A 15,643-nucleotide genomic window follows, 5' to 3' on the forward strand; every position below is an offset into this window, starting at 1 on the left:
CCTTTGAAGGAATTGGCCTGAGTCTAAGTGCGGGAATGGAGGGTGGGTAGCAAGATTGATCTAAGTGATAGAGGGGCAGAACGCTGGCGAGGCATCGAGATCGTTCCCACGCTCTGCGTGGGAGCGCCTCTTTTGACGCTCCGCGTCACGCTTCTGGACGCAGAGCGTCCTTAAGCTGCATTCCCACGCGGAGCGTGGGAACGATCAGCCGCGATCAGCCGCGGTGTGTCAGTTAGCCGATGGTCATCAGGCTGGCGTTACCACCCGCCGCGGCGGTGTTTACGCTCAACGCACGCTCGATCACCAGACGCTCCAGCGCAATCGCCGTTTCGCCTTGCGACAGGCCATGCACCCCGACAATCGCCCCACCGCGCTGCGCCACTTGCTGGCACACCGCACGCAGTTGGTCGGAATCACCGTGATGCAGCACGGCGTCAAACACCACGTCGTCCTTGGTCCAGTCAGCCACGCGCTTGATCTTCGCCTGAATCTCTTTAGGCAGACGTGGGAACAAGGCCTTGGTCAGCTCGGTTTCCGGCCATACCGCCGAACCACCGACGGCCAATACCGCCGCCAGTTGGGTCAGCAGGTCGCCTTCCACTTCGGCCAGGCACAGTACGTGCTCGCGCGGCAGGATGGCGTAGCTGTTGCGCTCGCCGGTCGGGCCGGCCAGTTGGCGGGTGATACCGCTTTGCGACTGGGCGGCGAATTGCGTGCACAGGGCGCTCAGTTCACTGAACTTATTGCCGTCGGCCCAGGTTTTCAGGGCGGTCAGCGATTGGCTCATGGCATCACGCAGGCGCACATCCGGCGCGGCCAACTTGTCGCCGCGTACGAAGGATTGCTCGATTGCATCGGTAGGACGAGTCGACAACAAGCGGTACAGGTACAGCGGGCCACCGGCTTTCGGGCCAGTGCCCGACAGGCCTTCGCCGCCGAACGGCTGCACGCCGACCACGGCGCCAACAATGTTGCGGTTGACGTAGACGTTACCGGCATTGACGTTGTCGATCACCTTGGCGATGGTCTCGTCGATGCGCGTGTGCACGCCCAGGGTCAGGCCGTAGCCGGAAGCGTTGATCTGGCCGATGAGCTGGTCGATCTCTTTGCGCTTGTAGCGCACTACGTGCAGCACCGGGCCGAAGATCTCGCGTTGCAGTTCGTCGAAGCTTTCCAGCTCGATCAGGGTCGGCATCACGAAGGTGCCGCGCTTGATCTCTTCACCGTCGGCAATCGCCACTTGGTAAACGTTGCGGCCTTTGTCACGCATGGCCTGGATGTGTTTCTCGATACCGGCCTTGGCTTCGGCGTCGATCACCGGGCCGATGTCGACCGACAGGCGTTCCGGGTTACCCAGGCGGCATTCAGCCATGGCGCCCTTGAGCATTTCGACCACACGGTCTGCCGAATCTTCCTGCAGGCACAGTACGCGCAGGGCCGAACAACGTTGACCGGCGCTGTCGAAGGCCGACGATACGACGTCGATCACCACTTGTTCGGTCAGCGCCGAGGAATCGACGATCATCGCGTTCTGGCCACCGGTTTCGGCGATCAGCGGAATCGGGCGACCCTGGGCATCCAGGCGACCGGCGACATTGCGTTGCAGCAGGCGCGCCACTTCGGTGGAACCGGTGAACATCACGCCTTTGACGCGATCATCACCCACCAGACGGGCACCGACGCTTTCGCCCTGGCCTGGCAGCAATTGCAGCACACCTTCCGGAATACCGGCTTCAAGCAGAATATGTACGGCCTGGGCAGCCACCAGCGGCGTCTGCTCGGCAGGCTTGGCCAGCACCGGGTTACCGGCAGCCAGCGCTGCAGCTACCTGGCCGCTGAAGATGGCGAGCGGGAAGTTCCACGGGCTGATGCACACCACCGGGCCCAATGGGCGGTGGGCGTCATTGGTAAAGTCGTTGCGCGCCTGCACCGCGTAGTAACGCAGGAAGTCCACGGCTTCACGCACTTCGGCGATGGCGTTGGCGAAGGTCTTGCCGGCTTCACGGGCCAGCAGGCCCATCAGCGGCTGGATCTCGCCTTCCATCAGGTCGGCGGCGCGCTCCAGGATGGCAGCACGTTCGGCGGGCGGGGTGGCCTGCCAGATCGGCGCGGCGCTGATGGCGCACTGGATGGCGTTGTCGACGTCTTCGACGGTGGCTTCCTGTACCTGGCCGACCACATCACGCAGGTCGGACGGGTTCAGCACCGGTTGTGCCGCTTCATTGCTGGCGGCGCAACCGAGCATCGGTGCGGCTTTCCAGTTGTTGTGAGCAGTGGCGAGCAGGGCGCAGGACAACGAGGCCAGGCGATGTTCGTTGGCCAGGTCGATACCGGCCGAGTTGGCGCGGTCGCTGCCGTACAGGTCACGCGGCAAAGGGATGCGCGGGTGTGGCAGGCCGAAACCGCCTTCCTGGGTTGCCATTTGCTCGATGCTGGCCACCGGGTCGGCTACCAGTTCCTGGATCGAGATGGACTGGTCAGCGATGCGGTTGACGAACGAGGTGTTGGCGCCGTTTTCCAGCAGGCGGCGTACGAGGTAGGCCAGCAGCGTTTCGTGGGTACCGACCGGCGCGTACACACGGCACGGACGGTTCAACTTACCTTCGGAAACCTTGCCTACAACCTGTTCGTACAGCGGTTCACCCATGCCGTGCAGGCACTGGAACTCGTACTGGCCGGGGTAATAGTTCTGACCGGCGATGTGGTAGATAGCCGACAGGGTGTGGGCGTTGTGCGTGGCGAACTGCGGGTAGATGACTTCCGGCACCGACAGCAGTTTGCGCGCGCAGGCAATGTAGGAAACGTCGGTGTACACCTTACGGGTGTACACCGGGTAGCCTTCCAGGCCTTCGACCTGGGCGCGCTTGATTTCGCTGTCCCAGTACGCGCCTTTTACCAGGCGGATCATCAGGCGATGGCGGCTGCGGCGGGCCAGGTCGATGACGTAGTCGATCACATACGGGCAACGCTTCTGGTACGCCTGGATCACAAAGCCGATGCCGTTCCAGCCAGTCAATTGCGGCTCGAAGCACAGGCGTTCGAGCAGGTCCAGGGACAGCTCCAGGCGGTCGGCTTCTTCGGCGTCGATGTTCAGGCCGATGTCATACTGCTTGGCCAGCAAGGTCAGCGACAGCAGGCGCGGGTACAACTCGTCCATCACACGCTCGTACTGCGCACGGCTGTAGCGCGGGTGCAGGGCGGAGAGCTTGATGGAGATGCCCGGGCCTTCATAGATCCCACGGCCATGGGAGGCTTTGCCGATGGAATGAATGGCTTGTTCGTACGAGGCCAGGTACTTCTGGGCGTCGTGTTCGGTGAGGGCGGCTTCACCGAGCATGTCGTAGGAATAGCGGAAGCCCTTGGCTTCGAACTTGCTCGCATTGGCCAGGGCTTCGGCGATGGTTTCGCCGGTGACGAACTGCTCGCCCATCAGGCGCATGGCCATGTCGACGCCCTTGCGGATCATCGGCTCGCCGCTCTTGCCGATGATGCGGCTCAGGGACGAGGTCAGGCCCGCTTCGTTGTGGGTCGACACCAGCTTGCCAGTCAGCAGCAGGCCCCAGGTGGCGGCGTTGACGAACAGCGAAGGGCTGTTGCCCAGGTGTGGCTGCCAGTTGCCGGTGCTGATCTTGTCGCGGATCAGCGCATCGCGGGTGCCTTTGTCCGGGATACGCAGCAGCGCTTCGGCCAGGCACATCAGCGCCACGCCTTCCTGGGACGACAGGGAGAATTCTTGCAGCAGGCCCTGAACAATACCGGCACGGCCGCCGGCACTCTTCTGATTGCGCAGTTTTTCGGCAATGCTCGCGGCCAGCTTGTTGGTGGCTTCGGCCATCGGCGCCGGCAGGCGCGCCTGTTCGATCAGCATCGGCACCACTTCCGGCTCGGGGCGCCGGTAAGCGGCGGTGATTGCGGCACGCAATACCGATTGCGGCAGGATGCTCTCGGCGAACTCAAGGAAGCACTGGTGGGCGTGGTCGGCCTGGACCTCGCCTGCATCATCGGCCTCCTTGCTGCTCAAGCCATTGAGCTCGGACAGGGTTGCACCACCCTCGAGTTTCTCCAGGTAATTGAAAATCGCCTGCTTGATCAGCCAGTGCGGCGTACGATCAATGGAGGTCGCGGCGGCCTTCAGGCGTTCGCGGGTCGGGTCGTCGAGTTTGACCCCAAGGGTGGTCGTTGCCATTTTTTTATCCTCATGGGTGCCACTACCGAGTGGCATCTGCTGGCGGCAAGATTAGCTTTGCCCATCCCGAGGTGCAACCGGGTGCAACCCTTTTGTTGGTTAAATGTTCGACGCTTGATCGGAAAAAAATAAACAGGCGACCGAATCCGCTCCGCGCTGGTGCATTTGCTTCTGAGATCGGCTGTTCTTGCTCCGAAAAGGAGCAAAAAAAGCGCGTTTGTCCTAAAACATACTTGGGTGCAACTTAATCGGCAGAAACTGGTTGCACCTTATTTGCTTTGTTGAATAGCATTCGCGCACCAAGGTGCAACCAACCCTCAGGGTGGGTTCATCGGCTGGCGGCTTTCCTGGGGAAACGCCAGTCATAAATGCGCGGCATGCAGGTTCGTCTATCCGGTTATCCACGGGTGGCCGTCCCCATGACCGTCGCTACATAAAAACAAAGCCAGGGCGTCACTCCTATGAGCGTTAGCAATCCAACCCTGATCACGTTCGTGATCTACATCGCAGCAATGGTGCTGATCGGCCTGATGGCCTATCGCTCCACCAACAACCTTTCCGATTACATCCTGGGCGGTCGCAGCCTCGGTAGCGTGGTGACAGCCTTGTCCGCCGGTGCTTCCGACATGAGTGGCTGGCTGTTGATGGGCTTGCCGGGCGCGATCTACATGTCCGGTCTGTCGGAAAGCTGGATTGCCATCGGCCTGATCGTCGGTGCCTACCTCAACTGGTTGTTCGTGGCCGGCCGCCTGCGGGTGCAGACCGAACACAACGGCGACGCCCTGACCCTGCCGGATTACTTCTCCAGCCGCTTCGAAGATAAGAGCGGCCTGCTGCGGATCATCTCCGCCGTGGTGATCCTGGTGTTCTTCACCATCTACTGCGCCTCCGGCATCGTCGCCGGCGCCCGCCTGTTCGAAAGCACCTTCGGCATGTCCTACGAGACCGCGCTGTGGGCCGGTGCTGCAGCGACCATTGCCTACACCTTCATCGGTGGTTTCCTGGCAGTCAGTTGGACCGACACCGTACAAGCCACGCTGATGATCTTCGCGCTGATCCTTACGCCGATCATCGTGCTGCTGGCCACCGGCGGCGTAGACACCACCTTCCTGGCCATTGAAGCCAAGGACCCGACCAGCTTCGACATGCTGAAAAACACCACCTTCATCGGCGTTATTTCGCTGATGGGCTGGGGCCTGGGCTACTTCGGCCAACCGCACATCCTTGCGCGTTTCATGGCGGCGGACTCGGTGAAATCGATCGCCAAGGCGCGTCGTATTTCCATGACCTGGATGATCCTGTGCCTGGGCGGCACCGTGGCAGTGGGCTTCTTCGGTATCGCTTACTTCTCGGCACACCCGGAAGTAGCAGGCCCGGTGACTGAAAACCCAGAGCGTGTGTTTATCGAACTGGCCAAAATCCTGTTCAACCCATGGGTTGCCGGTGTGTTGCTGTCGGCCATTCTGGCGGCTGTGATGAGCACCCTGAGCTGCCAATTGCTGGTGTGCTCCAGCGCCCTGACCGAAGACTTCTACAAGGCGTTCCTGCGCAAGGGCGCGTCCCAGCGTGAACTGGTATGGGTCGGTCGCCTGATGGTGCTGGTCGTGGCCTTGATCGCCATCGCCATGGCAGCCAACCCGGAAAACCGCGTACTGGGCCTGGTCAGCTACGCCTGGGCCGGTTTCGGTGCAGCCTTCGGCCCTGTGGTACTGATCTCGGTAATCTGGAAACACATGACCCGCAACGGCGCGCTGGCCGGCATCCTGGTCGGCGCAATCACCGTGATCGTGTGGAAGCACTTCGAATTGCTGGGCCTGTACGAAATCATCCCAGGCTTCATCTTCGCCAGCCTGGCGATCTACTTCGTGAGCAAGATGGGCGCACCGACGGTGGGTATGGTCGAGCGTTTTGACGCGGCGGAAAAAGATTACAACTTGAACAAGTAATTCGCTGGGCGTTTAACGCCTGCTGAGCGAACAAGAAAGGCCCACGTCCGAAGGACGCTGGGCCTTTTTTTGCTGGGCTGATTGGTGCAATAGCCGCCGATGCCCGTGGATTCCAGCGGTGCTCACGTAGGACCTTACTTATTTGCCGAGGCAGCGCTCGGCCAGGCGAACGGCTGGTGCAGAATCGGCCGCCCACCCTTCGCAGAGAAACACCGGATGTTCGCTCCTGCCAACCAACCCGCATTTACCCTGGCCCTGGATGGGTCGCCCAGTGACTTCAAGGTGTTCGCGTTCAACGGCACCGAGGCCATCAGCCAGCCTTACCGGTTTGAACTTGAGCTGGTCTGCGAGCAACCGGATATCGATCTGGAGGGCTTGCTGCATCGCCAGGTGTACTTGGGCTTCGATGATCAGGGGCATGGCGTTCATGGCCTGGTGTATCGGGTAGCCCAGGGCGACTCGGGCCGGCGCTTGACGCGTTACCAACTCAGTCTTGCGCCGCATCTGGCGTACCTGGCGCACAGCAGCCATCAGCGTATTTTTCAGCATAAGACGGTGCCGCAGATTGTTGCTCAGGTGCTGGCCGGGCAGGGGATTCACAGTGATCGCTTTGAGTTCCGGTTGAGCGGTGATTACCCGGAGCGTGAATATTGCGTGCAGTTCGGCGAGAGCGACCTGGCGTTCATTCAGCGCCTGTGTGCCGAACTGGGGATTCACTATCACTTCCAGCATTCCCCCGAAGGGCATCTGCTGGTGTTTGGCGATGACCAGACGGTGTTTGCCCAGATGGATCAGCCTACGCCTTACCGGCCAGGTTCGGGAATGGTGGCCGATACCCCTGGGATCAAGCGCTTCACCTTGCAATTGGCGACCCGGACCACGGCGTTGAACCTGCGCGATTACGACTTTCGCAAACCCCATGTCGAGCTGGAAAGCGCAGCCGTCGATGAGTCTTTGCCCAAGCTTGAAGCGCAGCACTACCCCGGCAATTTTTCCGACCGAGCCCATGGCCGATACCTTGCCCAGCGTGGCTTGGAGCGGCACCGCAGCGACTACCGCAGTGCCCATGGCCAGGGCGATGAGCCGACATTGGCCAGTGGCCGGTTTTTGCAGTTGCGCGAGCACCCCCGCGAGGACTGGAATGATTTGTGGCTGGTGACGCAGGTGCGCCATGAAGGCAAACAGCCTCAGGTGCTGGAGGAGGCGGTTACCGAGGAAGAAGGTGGGGAGCTGCACCAGGGGTATCGCAACGCATTTGTGGCCGCGCCATGGGAGGCGGTGTTTCGTCCGCCCTTGCCAGAGCAGCCGCGCCCGACGGTGTCGGGGTATCAAAGCGCGGTGGTTACCGGCCCGGTTGACAGTGAGGTCCACTGTGACGAGTACGGCCGGGTCAAGGTGCAACTGGCCTGGGATCGTGTCGGTGAGCACAACGACCATTCCAGTTGCTGGCTGCGGGTAGCCAGCGGCTGGGCCCATGACCGTTATGGCGTGGTGCTGATCCCCCGGGTCGGTATGGAGGTGCTGGTGGGGTTCGTCAATGGCGACATGGACATGCCGCTGGTGGTGGGGTGCCTGCCCAACGCCGCCACGCCAGTGCCCCTCGACCTGCCCGCAGACAAGACCCGCAGTCTCTGGCGTAGCCAGAGCAGCCCTGGCGGTGGTGGCTACAACGAACTGCGTATCGAGGACCGCAAGGGCGCTGAGGAAATCTACCTGCGCGCCCAGCGGGACTGGACCCAGCATGTGTTGCACGACCAGCAGGTACAGGTCGATAACCAGCGTCGCGTGCAGGTGGGCGGCGAGTCGCGCCATGAGCTGCGGGGCGAAGAGCAGCGCATCACCCACGGCAACCGTTTGACGCAGCTCAAGCAGGATGACCATCTGGTGGTTGGCGGTTCGCAGCACATGCGTGCCGGGCAGACCATTGCGTTGGGGGCCGGACAAAACATCATTATTGATGCGGGTGCCAGCGTGACGATCCAGGCGGGTGGGCAGTCGATCACGTTGTCAGCGGGCGGGATATTCAGCAGTGTGCCGATCCAGCTCGGCAGCGCGCCTGCTCCGACACCTGCACCGTTGATGCCTGGATTGAACGAGACTTTATTGACCGTGGTTCCCGCGCCGTTAAGCCGCGCACAAGTGGTCAGCCTGAAACGCAGCGCGCCGTTCTGCGAAGAATGCGAGCGCTGCAAGAACGGCCAGTGTGACATCGGCGCCCATGCACGGAGTGCGTCCTGATGCCCGCGCCCTTGACGCCCAATGCCTGGCTGGCGCACTACCCGTTGCAGCCAGATGAACAGCTGTACGCCGTGCTGGGCAATGCCAGCGACGCCAAGCCGCTCGCCACCTGGCAAGGCACGGCTGCGGGGAAGATGCCGCGACCGATCTGGGTGGGCACGGCCTACGCTGACTGGGAGGAGGTCATGCCCTACGTTGGCGTCGTTGAGCCGAGCAGTGCTTTTCTCGATTGGATAGCCACCACCCAAGCGTCGGACTGGGGCTGGCTGGCGGTCTCATCCAGCCCGCTGGAGGTGGTGATCGCGCATTTGAAGGGGTTGACCCAGGTGTACCTGCCGGAAAGCCAGCCGGTGTTTTTGCGCTTCTGGGACGGCGCGCACCTTTTGCCGATGTTGCAGTCATTAGGCGACGAGGCGGCGCGCGTGTTGCCGGTGTTCCAGCGCTACCTGGTCAACGGCCAACCGCTGTCGGTGGCGCCCAAATCAGTCACTGCGGCCCCAACCAGTCCGTGGTGGCAGGTACCGGCATCGTTGCTGATGCATATGGCCCAGCAGTCACCGCAGGTGCTGGTCGACAACCTGTTGCAATGGCTCCAGGAACAGCGCCCTGACCTCTACACCGCGTTTACGCCAGCGACCTTGCAGCACAAGGTCGCCTACTTCGTACGCAGGCCGCAAGTCAGCCATGGCGCATTGGCTGATTACCTTGCCTCGCAACTCAGTTGAGCCCCTGGCAATAGCGTGACATCCGTGCCGCCTGCCGTGCGGCCCTGCACCTTTGCGTCGGTAGGAGGTAAACTTCGCCCCCTGCGCAGGAGCAACCATGAATTATCGTCACGCCTTTCACGCCGGCAACCACGCCGATGTCTTCAAACACCTGACCTTGACCCGCCTCATCGCCCTGATGTCGCGCAAGGAACAGCCGTTCGCCTACCTCGACACTCACGCAGGCATTGGCTTGTACGACTTGCAGGGCGACCAGGCCAACCGCACCGGTGAGTACCTGGAAGGCATAGCCCGCCTGTGGGGCGCAAGCGACCTGCCTCCGCTCACCGCCGACTACATGCGCGTGCTGCACGAGATGAACCCGGATGGCCAGTTGCGCTACTACCCGGGCTCGCCGGAACTGGCGCGCCGCCTCACACGGCCCCAGGACCGTGTGCTGCTCAATGAGAAGCACCCGGAAGATGGCGTGCTGCTCAAGGACAACATGAAGGGTGATCGCCGCGTCAAAGTGCATCTGGGCGAGGGCTGGCATGTGCCACGGGCCTTGCTGCCGGTGCCGGAAAAGCGCGGGCTGATGCTGATCGACCCGCCGTTTGAAAAACTCGACGAAATGCAGCGTTGCGCGGCGTCCCTCAAGGAAGCCGTCAGCCGTATGCGCCAGACGGTCGCGGCGATCTGGTACCCGGTGAAAGACCAGCGCATGTTGCGCCGTTTCTACCAGGACCTGGCCGGTACCGGTGCGCCGAAGCTGCTGCGTGTGGAGTTGCTGGTGCATCCGCTGGACACGCCCAACACCCTCACCGGCTCGGGCCTGGCGATTGCCAACCCGCCGTGGGGCCTGGAAGAGGAATTGCGTGAGTTGCTGCCATGGTTGTCCAAGCAACTGGGCCAGACCCAGGGTGGCTGGCAGATGGATTGGCTGATCGCCGAATAACCGATCTCAATCCAAACGCAGGACCCAATGTGGGAGCGGGCTTGCTCGCGAAAGCGGAGTGTCAGTCACTGAATTTGCTGACTGATATACCGCTTTCGCGAGCAAGCCCGCTCCCACATTTTGGTTTGTGTAGCTTCCTAGATCGGGCAGGTCACGCCAGTGCCGCCGATCCCACAGTAACCCTGGGGATTCTTCGCCAGGTACTGCTGGTGATACGCCTCGGCGAAGTACACCGTCGGGGCCTCTTCGATTTCCGTGGTGATCTCACCCAGGCCGGCCTTGCTCAGCTCTTGCTGATAAGCCTCGGCACTGGCTTTGGCCGCCGCCAATTGCTCCGGCGTGGTGGCGTAGATCACCGAGCGGTACTGGCTGCCGATGTCGTTGCCCTGGCGCATGCCCTGGGTCGGGTTGTGCAGTTCCCAGAACATCTTCAACAGGTCTTCGTATTTCACCTTGGCCTGGTCATACACCACCAGCACCACTTCGCTATGGCCGGTCAGGCCCGAGCAGACTTCTTCGTAAGTCGGGTTAGGCGTGAAGCCGCCGGCGTAGCCGACCACGGTGCTGACCACGCCGTCGCGTTGCCAGAACTTGCGTTCCGCGCCCCAGAAGCAGCCCAGGCCGAAGATCGCAAAGCCGACGTCATCCAGGAACGGGCCCAGCAGTGGGTTGCCGTTGACGAAGTGCGTCTCGGGCAACTTCATCGGGGTTTCACGACCAGGCAACGCTTGTTCTTGAGTAGGCAGCACGTTTTTGTTCACCAGAATTTCCGAGCGCAAGACCATGATCAGTCCTCTCGTCAGGTTGAGTAACAGTAAATTGTCAGACAGCCAGTGTGCCCGAGTGTTACAGCGCTGTCAGGCGATTGGCCCGCGCGGGTAGCGTTTAAGCCTCTGCATCAGCTCGGCACCCGGGATCGGGCGGTCGAACAGGTAGCCCTGGCCCACGTCGCAACGGTGCCGGCGCAGGAACGCCAACTGCTCAGCGGTTTCGATGCCTTCGGCCACGACCTTGAGTTTGAGGTTGTGGGCCATGGCGATCACCGCCGAGGTGATTTCCATGTCGTCCTGGTTGTCCGGGATTTCATGGATAAAGCTGCGATCAATCTTAATGATGTCGATGGGGAATTTTTTCAAGTAGCTCAGCGACGAGTAACCGGTACCGAAGTCGTCCATCGCCAGGGTCAGGCCAAAGCTCTTGAGCTGGTCCAGTTGCAGGCGCGTATCTTCGGTGGCTTCCAGCAGCAAGCCTTCGGTCAGCTCCAGCTCCAGCAGGTTGGCCGGCAGCTGTTCCTCCTTGAGGATGGTGGCAATCGAGGCCACCAGGTCCGGGTCGGAGAATTGCTTGGGCGACAGGTTGATGGCCACCTGCAAGTTGCCCAGGCCTGCGGCCGTCAATTGGCGGCTCATGCGGCAGGCCTGGCGCGCGATCCATTTACCGATGGGGATGATCAGCCCGGTTTCTTCAGCCACGCTGATGAACTGGTCGGGGCGGATCATGCCTTTTTCCGGGTGGTTCCAGCGCAACAGTGCTTCCATGCCCAGCAGGCGACCGCTGCGCAGGCATAGCTTGGGCTGGTAGAACACGTCCAGCTCGTTCTGGGTCAGGGCACGGCGCAGATTGTTTTCCACGAACAGCTTGTAGCTGGCCTCGGCATTCAGGGCTTCGGTGAACACCTGCACCTGGTGTTTACCGTTGGCCTTGGCCTTGTGCAGGGCCAGGCCGGCGTTGCGCATCAAGGTCTGTGGGTCGCGACCATGCAGCGGCGCACAGGCCAGGCCCACGGAGCCGGTGACGCTGATCAATTGGTTGTCGACGAACATCGGCTTGTCGAGGGTGGTCAGCAACTGGCTGGCCACCTGCTGGCCGGTCTCAAGGTCGGCGTCGTCCAACAGCACCGCGAATTCGTTGCTGGCAAAACGCGCCAGGCTGCCGCCGCTGCTCAAGCTGTTGCGCAGGCGGCGCGCCAGGCTGATCAGCAACTTGTCGCCGGTCTGGTGGCCGAGGCTGTCGTTGATGCGCTTGAAGTTGTCGATGTCCACCAACAGCAGGCTGATCGGGCTGTCGCTGTCGCGGGCAAAGCGCTCGTCGAGGTTGCGAATGAACGCGGGGCGATTGCCCAGGTTGGTCAGGTTGTCGGTGTAGGCCAGGCGTTCGATGCGCTGCTGCGCCAGCTTGGTCTGGGTGATGTCTTCGTAGATGCCGATGTAGTGGGTCAACTCGCGGTTGTCGCCATACACTTTGGAAATCGACAGCTGGCCCCAGTAGGGTTCCAGGTTCTTGCGGCGGCTCTTGAACTCGCCTTGCCAGCTGTTGCTTTTGGCCAGGGCCGAGGGCGCGTCGAACAGCAATTCGCTGAGGTTCTCCAGGGCTGGCAGTTGGGCCAGGCGATGGCCGTGGACTTCTTCGGCGCTGTACTGGGTGATCGCGGTGAAGCTGGGGTTGACGTACTCCACCACGCCGTCGCAATTGACCAGCAAGAACGCGTTGGCGCTTTGCTCTACCGCGCGCTGGAACAGGTGCAAGGCGCTGGTGGCAGTGCGGCGGTTGTGGTTGTTGATGACCTGGGCGAACTGGTCTGCCAACTCGCCGGCGAACGCGATTTCATCGGACTGCCAGGCGCGCGGGCTGCCACCTTGTTCCAGGCACAGCACGCCGACCACCTGGCCGTCGACACGGATGCTGGCGTCGAGCATCGCGTGGATGTCCTTGGCGCGCAGGCTTTCAGCCATTTCCCGGGTGCGTGGGTCGCGCATGGCGTGGGTGGCGTCGATGGCGCGGCTGGAGTGCAGGGCTTCCAGGTAATCCGGGAAGCCGCTGGCATCGATGGCTTCAGGCAGGTGGTGTTGTTGATCGGCGCGGTGATAGGCGGAGATCGGTACCAAGTGATGGCCTTCGAGGTTCCAGATGCTGGCGCAGTCGATCTGGTAAATGTCGCAGGCGCTGCGCGTGATCAGTTCAGCGGCTTCTTGCAGGGAGTTTGGCGTGGTGTAGCGTTGGCGCGCCAGCAGCAGGATCAGTTCTTGCTGGGCGCGCACTCGCTCCAGATGCTGCAACTGTTCCTGCTGTGCTCGCTGATTGAGCTCCAGGGCAATTTGCAGGCGGCTGTTCTGGTTTTCCAGGTCGACCGTCGGGGCGGGTGCGCTGTTCTCGCTGAACAGCCCCTCGACCACCATCAGGTAGCCGCGCACCAGGTGGCGGTTGTGTTGTTTGTAGGCCTCGCCCATTTCCAGCACGCTCAGCGGGCCGTCATGGGTGTGCAGGGTATAGCGCACCAGATAATGGGGGCTGTGGGCCAGTTGTTGCTGGATCGCATCGTGCAACTGGTAGCGCGCCTGGGGTTCCATCAGGCTGGCGTAGGGCGTGCCGATCAAGGCGCAGAGTTCAACCGCCGGCAGGCCGAACTGGCGTTCGCAATTGGGATCGAGGTAGAGCAGGGCCCAGCTTGCCTCATTAAGCCGCTCGAAACGCAGCATACCGAGGCGCGAAGGCACCGGTAATTGCGTCACTACCTCGGCCGCCATACGGGCGACATCGGGTTGGCTTTTCATGGGGAAACTCGCTTGGGAAAATGCGCACTGCGCTGGGCTCACGCCCTCTTGACTGTCGACTGCGGCAAGGTTGCATCATGCAGGACGCAGTGACAAGAGAGGATGAAGGCTAAGTGCTATAAGCCTGTTATCGGCCGCGCGAGGGATTTCTGTAATTGGGGTGATCGGTGGTGCGTTGACGCAGGTAGGGTGCTTGCGTGTGGCGAGCAAGCTTGCTTGCGCTGGGCTGCGCAGCGGCCCCAAAATCTTGGGAGCGCTTCGCACTCCAGCGGGAGCAAGCTCCCTCGCCACAGCAAGCTCGCTCCTACAAAATACAGGCAAAAAAAGCCCCGCCAAGTGGCGGGGTTGAGGTACGAGCGTGGCGCTCGGAAATCGGTGTGGCAGGGGCCTTCCCGGTAACAGGAAGGCCCTGCGACTTACAGCAGGATGGTGCGGATGTCGTTCAGCAACTGGCTCAGGCGCTGGGTGAAGCGCGCAGCCGCGGCGCCGTTGATCACGCGGTGATCGTAGGACAGCGACAGTGGCAGCATCAGCTTGGGTTGGAACGCTTTACCGTCCCACACAGGCTGGATGGTGGCCTTGGACACACCCAGGATCGCCACTTCCGGCGCGTTGACGATTGGCGTGAAGCCAGTACCGCCAATGTGGCCGAGGCTGGAGATGGTGAAGCAGGCGCCCTGCATGTCGTCCGGGGTGAGCTTCTTGTCGCGGGCCTTGGCAGCCAGCGCAGCCGCTTCGCCAGCGAGCTGCAGCAGGCTCTTCTGGTCGACGTTCTTGATGACCGGTACCAGCAGGCCATCCGGGGTGTCGACCGCAAAGCCGATGTGCACGTACTTCTTGCGAATGATCGCCTTGCCGCTTGGCGCCAGCGAGCTGTTGAAGTCCGGCAGTTCCTTGAGCAGGTGTGCACAGGCCTTGAGCAGCAGTGGCAGTACGGTCAGCTTCACGCCGGCCTTCTCGGCCACGGCTTTCTGCGCAACGCGGAACGCTTCCAGGTCGGTGATATCGGCCTGGTCGAATTGGGTCACGTGCGGGATGTTCAACCAGCTGGCATGCAGGCCTGCCGCGCCGATTTGCATCAGGCGGGTCATCGGCACTTCTTCGGTTTCGCCGAAGCGGCTGAAGTCCACGGTACGGATCGGCGGAATGCCCGAACCACCGGTAGCGCCGCCGGCAGCCGGAGCTTCCTTGGCTTTTTGCATCATGGTTTTGACGTAAACCTGCACGTCTTCCTTCAGCACACGGCCGTGCGGGCCGCTGGCTGCAACAGCGCTCAGCTCGACGCCGAATTCACGGGCCAACTGACGCACGGCTGGGCCGGCGTGAACCTTGGCACCGCTTGGCGCAGGTGCAGCCGCCGCAGGGGCTGGCGCAGCTTCGGCTTTTGCGGCCGGCGCAGGGGCAGCAGCGGCAGGTGCCGCTTCAGCCTTGGCCGCCGGAGCAGCAGCCGGTGCTGGTGCGGCGGCTGGCGCAGCACCTTGTACTTTGAGCTTGAGGATGAAGTCACCGGTGCCGACTTCGTCTTCCAGCTTGACCGCGATGCTTTCCACTACGCCGGCAGCCGGCGACGGGATCTCCATGGAGGCCTTGTCGGACTCCAGGGTGATCAGCGACTGGTCGGCTTCGACGGTGTCGCCGACCTTGACCAGCAGCTCGATGATCTTGGCCTTGCCCGACGAGCCGATGTCCGGGACGTGAATGTCCTGGACGGTCGCGGCGGCAGGTGCGGCGGCCGGGGCTGGAGCAGCCTCGGCAGCGGCAGGCTTTTCAGCAGCAGGTGCAGGTGCAGCGGCGGCCGGAGCCGCGGCCGCAGGGGCTGCATCAGCAGCGCCTTCGATTTCCAGTTCCAGCAGTTCGTCGCCTTCTTTCAGGCGGTCGCCCAGCTTCACTTTCAGGCTCTTGACCACGCCGGCCTTGGGAGCAGGGATTTCCATGCTCGCTTTGTCCGACTCCAGGGTCAGGATGCTCTGGTCGGCTTCGACGGTGTCGCCGACCTTCACAAACAGCTCGATTACTTCACCTTCACCGCTGCCGATGTCAGGTACGCGAATGAGTTCGCTCAC

8 protein-coding genes are annotated in these 15,643 nt (G+C 62.1%); 4 read left to right on the plus strand and 4 right to left on the minus strand.

All coding sequences use genetic code 11. The features are described from left to right. Positions 1-232 precede the first annotated feature (232 nt). The gene (putA, locus tag MHH62_RS26840; protein WP_339232159.1) at positions 233-4,186 is read right to left on the minus strand and encodes a trifunctional transcriptional regulator/proline dehydrogenase/L-glutamate gamma-semialdehyde dehydrogenase; all 3,954 of its coding nucleotides are present in this window, start codon (positions 4,184-4,186) and stop codon (positions 233-235) included. A 461-nt stretch (positions 4,187-4,647) separates the two neighbouring features. Here putA and putP point away from each other — a divergent pair, with 461 nt between their 5' ends. The 4 genes from putP to rlmJ all read left to right on the plus strand — a co-directional run bounded on the left by putP (position 4,648) and on the right by rlmJ (position 10,029). Then, positions 4,648-6,132 carry a sodium/proline symporter PutP gene (gene putP, locus MHH62_RS26845; protein ID WP_014716616.1) on the plus strand — a complete coding sequence of 495 codons (1,485 nt, stop codon included), beginning with the start codon at positions 4,648-4,650 and terminating at the stop codon, positions 6,130-6,132. Between the two features lie 216 nt (positions 6,133-6,348). Further along, on the plus strand, positions 6,349-8,370 hold the full coding sequence (gene tssI / locus MHH62_RS26850; protein ID WP_198833508.1) for a type VI secretion system tip protein TssI/VgrG: 2,022 nt from the start codon (positions 6,349-6,351) through the stop codon (positions 8,368-8,370). After that, a complete protein-coding gene (locus tag MHH62_RS26855; RefSeq protein WP_130175239.1) occupies positions 8,370-9,095 on the plus strand; it encodes a DUF4123 domain-containing protein in 726 nt (241 codons plus the stop codon). Before tssI ends, MHH62_RS26855 begins: the two co-directional genes overlap by 1 nt. Before the next feature lie 97 nt (positions 9,096-9,192). Next, entirely contained in the window at positions 9,193-10,029 is an 837-nt protein-coding gene (gene rlmJ, locus MHH62_RS26860; protein WP_014716619.1) for a 23S rRNA (adenine(2030)-N(6))-methyltransferase RlmJ, read from the plus strand. A gap of 137 nt (positions 10,030-10,166) precedes the next feature. Here rlmJ and msrA read toward each other — a convergent pair whose 3' ends face one another. The 3 genes from msrA to aceF all read right to left on the minus strand — a co-directional run bounded on the left by msrA (position 10,167) and on the right by aceF (position 15,643). Then, a complete protein-coding gene (gene msrA, locus MHH62_RS26865) occupies positions 10,167-10,814 on the minus strand; it encodes a peptide-methionine (S)-S-oxide reductase MsrA (protein WP_014716620.1) in 648 nt (215 codons plus the stop codon). 72 nt (positions 10,815-10,886) lie between these two features. Further along, positions 10,887-13,580: an EAL domain-containing protein gene (locus tag MHH62_RS26870; protein WP_020301653.1), complete on the minus strand. Its 2,694-nt coding sequence runs from the start codon at positions 13,578-13,580 to the stop codon at positions 10,887-10,889. Positions 13,581-13,996: 416 nt separating this feature from the next. Next, entirely contained in the window at positions 13,997-15,643 is a 1,647-nt protein-coding gene (gene aceF, locus MHH62_RS26875; protein WP_014716622.1) for a dihydrolipoyllysine-residue acetyltransferase, read from the minus strand.

Origin of the sequence: Pseudomonas sp. FSL L8-0168, from assembly GCF_037976155.1 — a bacterium.
GTDB classification, from domain to species: Bacteria; Pseudomonadota; Gammaproteobacteria; order Pseudomonadales; family Pseudomonadaceae; genus Aquipseudomonas; species Aquipseudomonas paracarnis.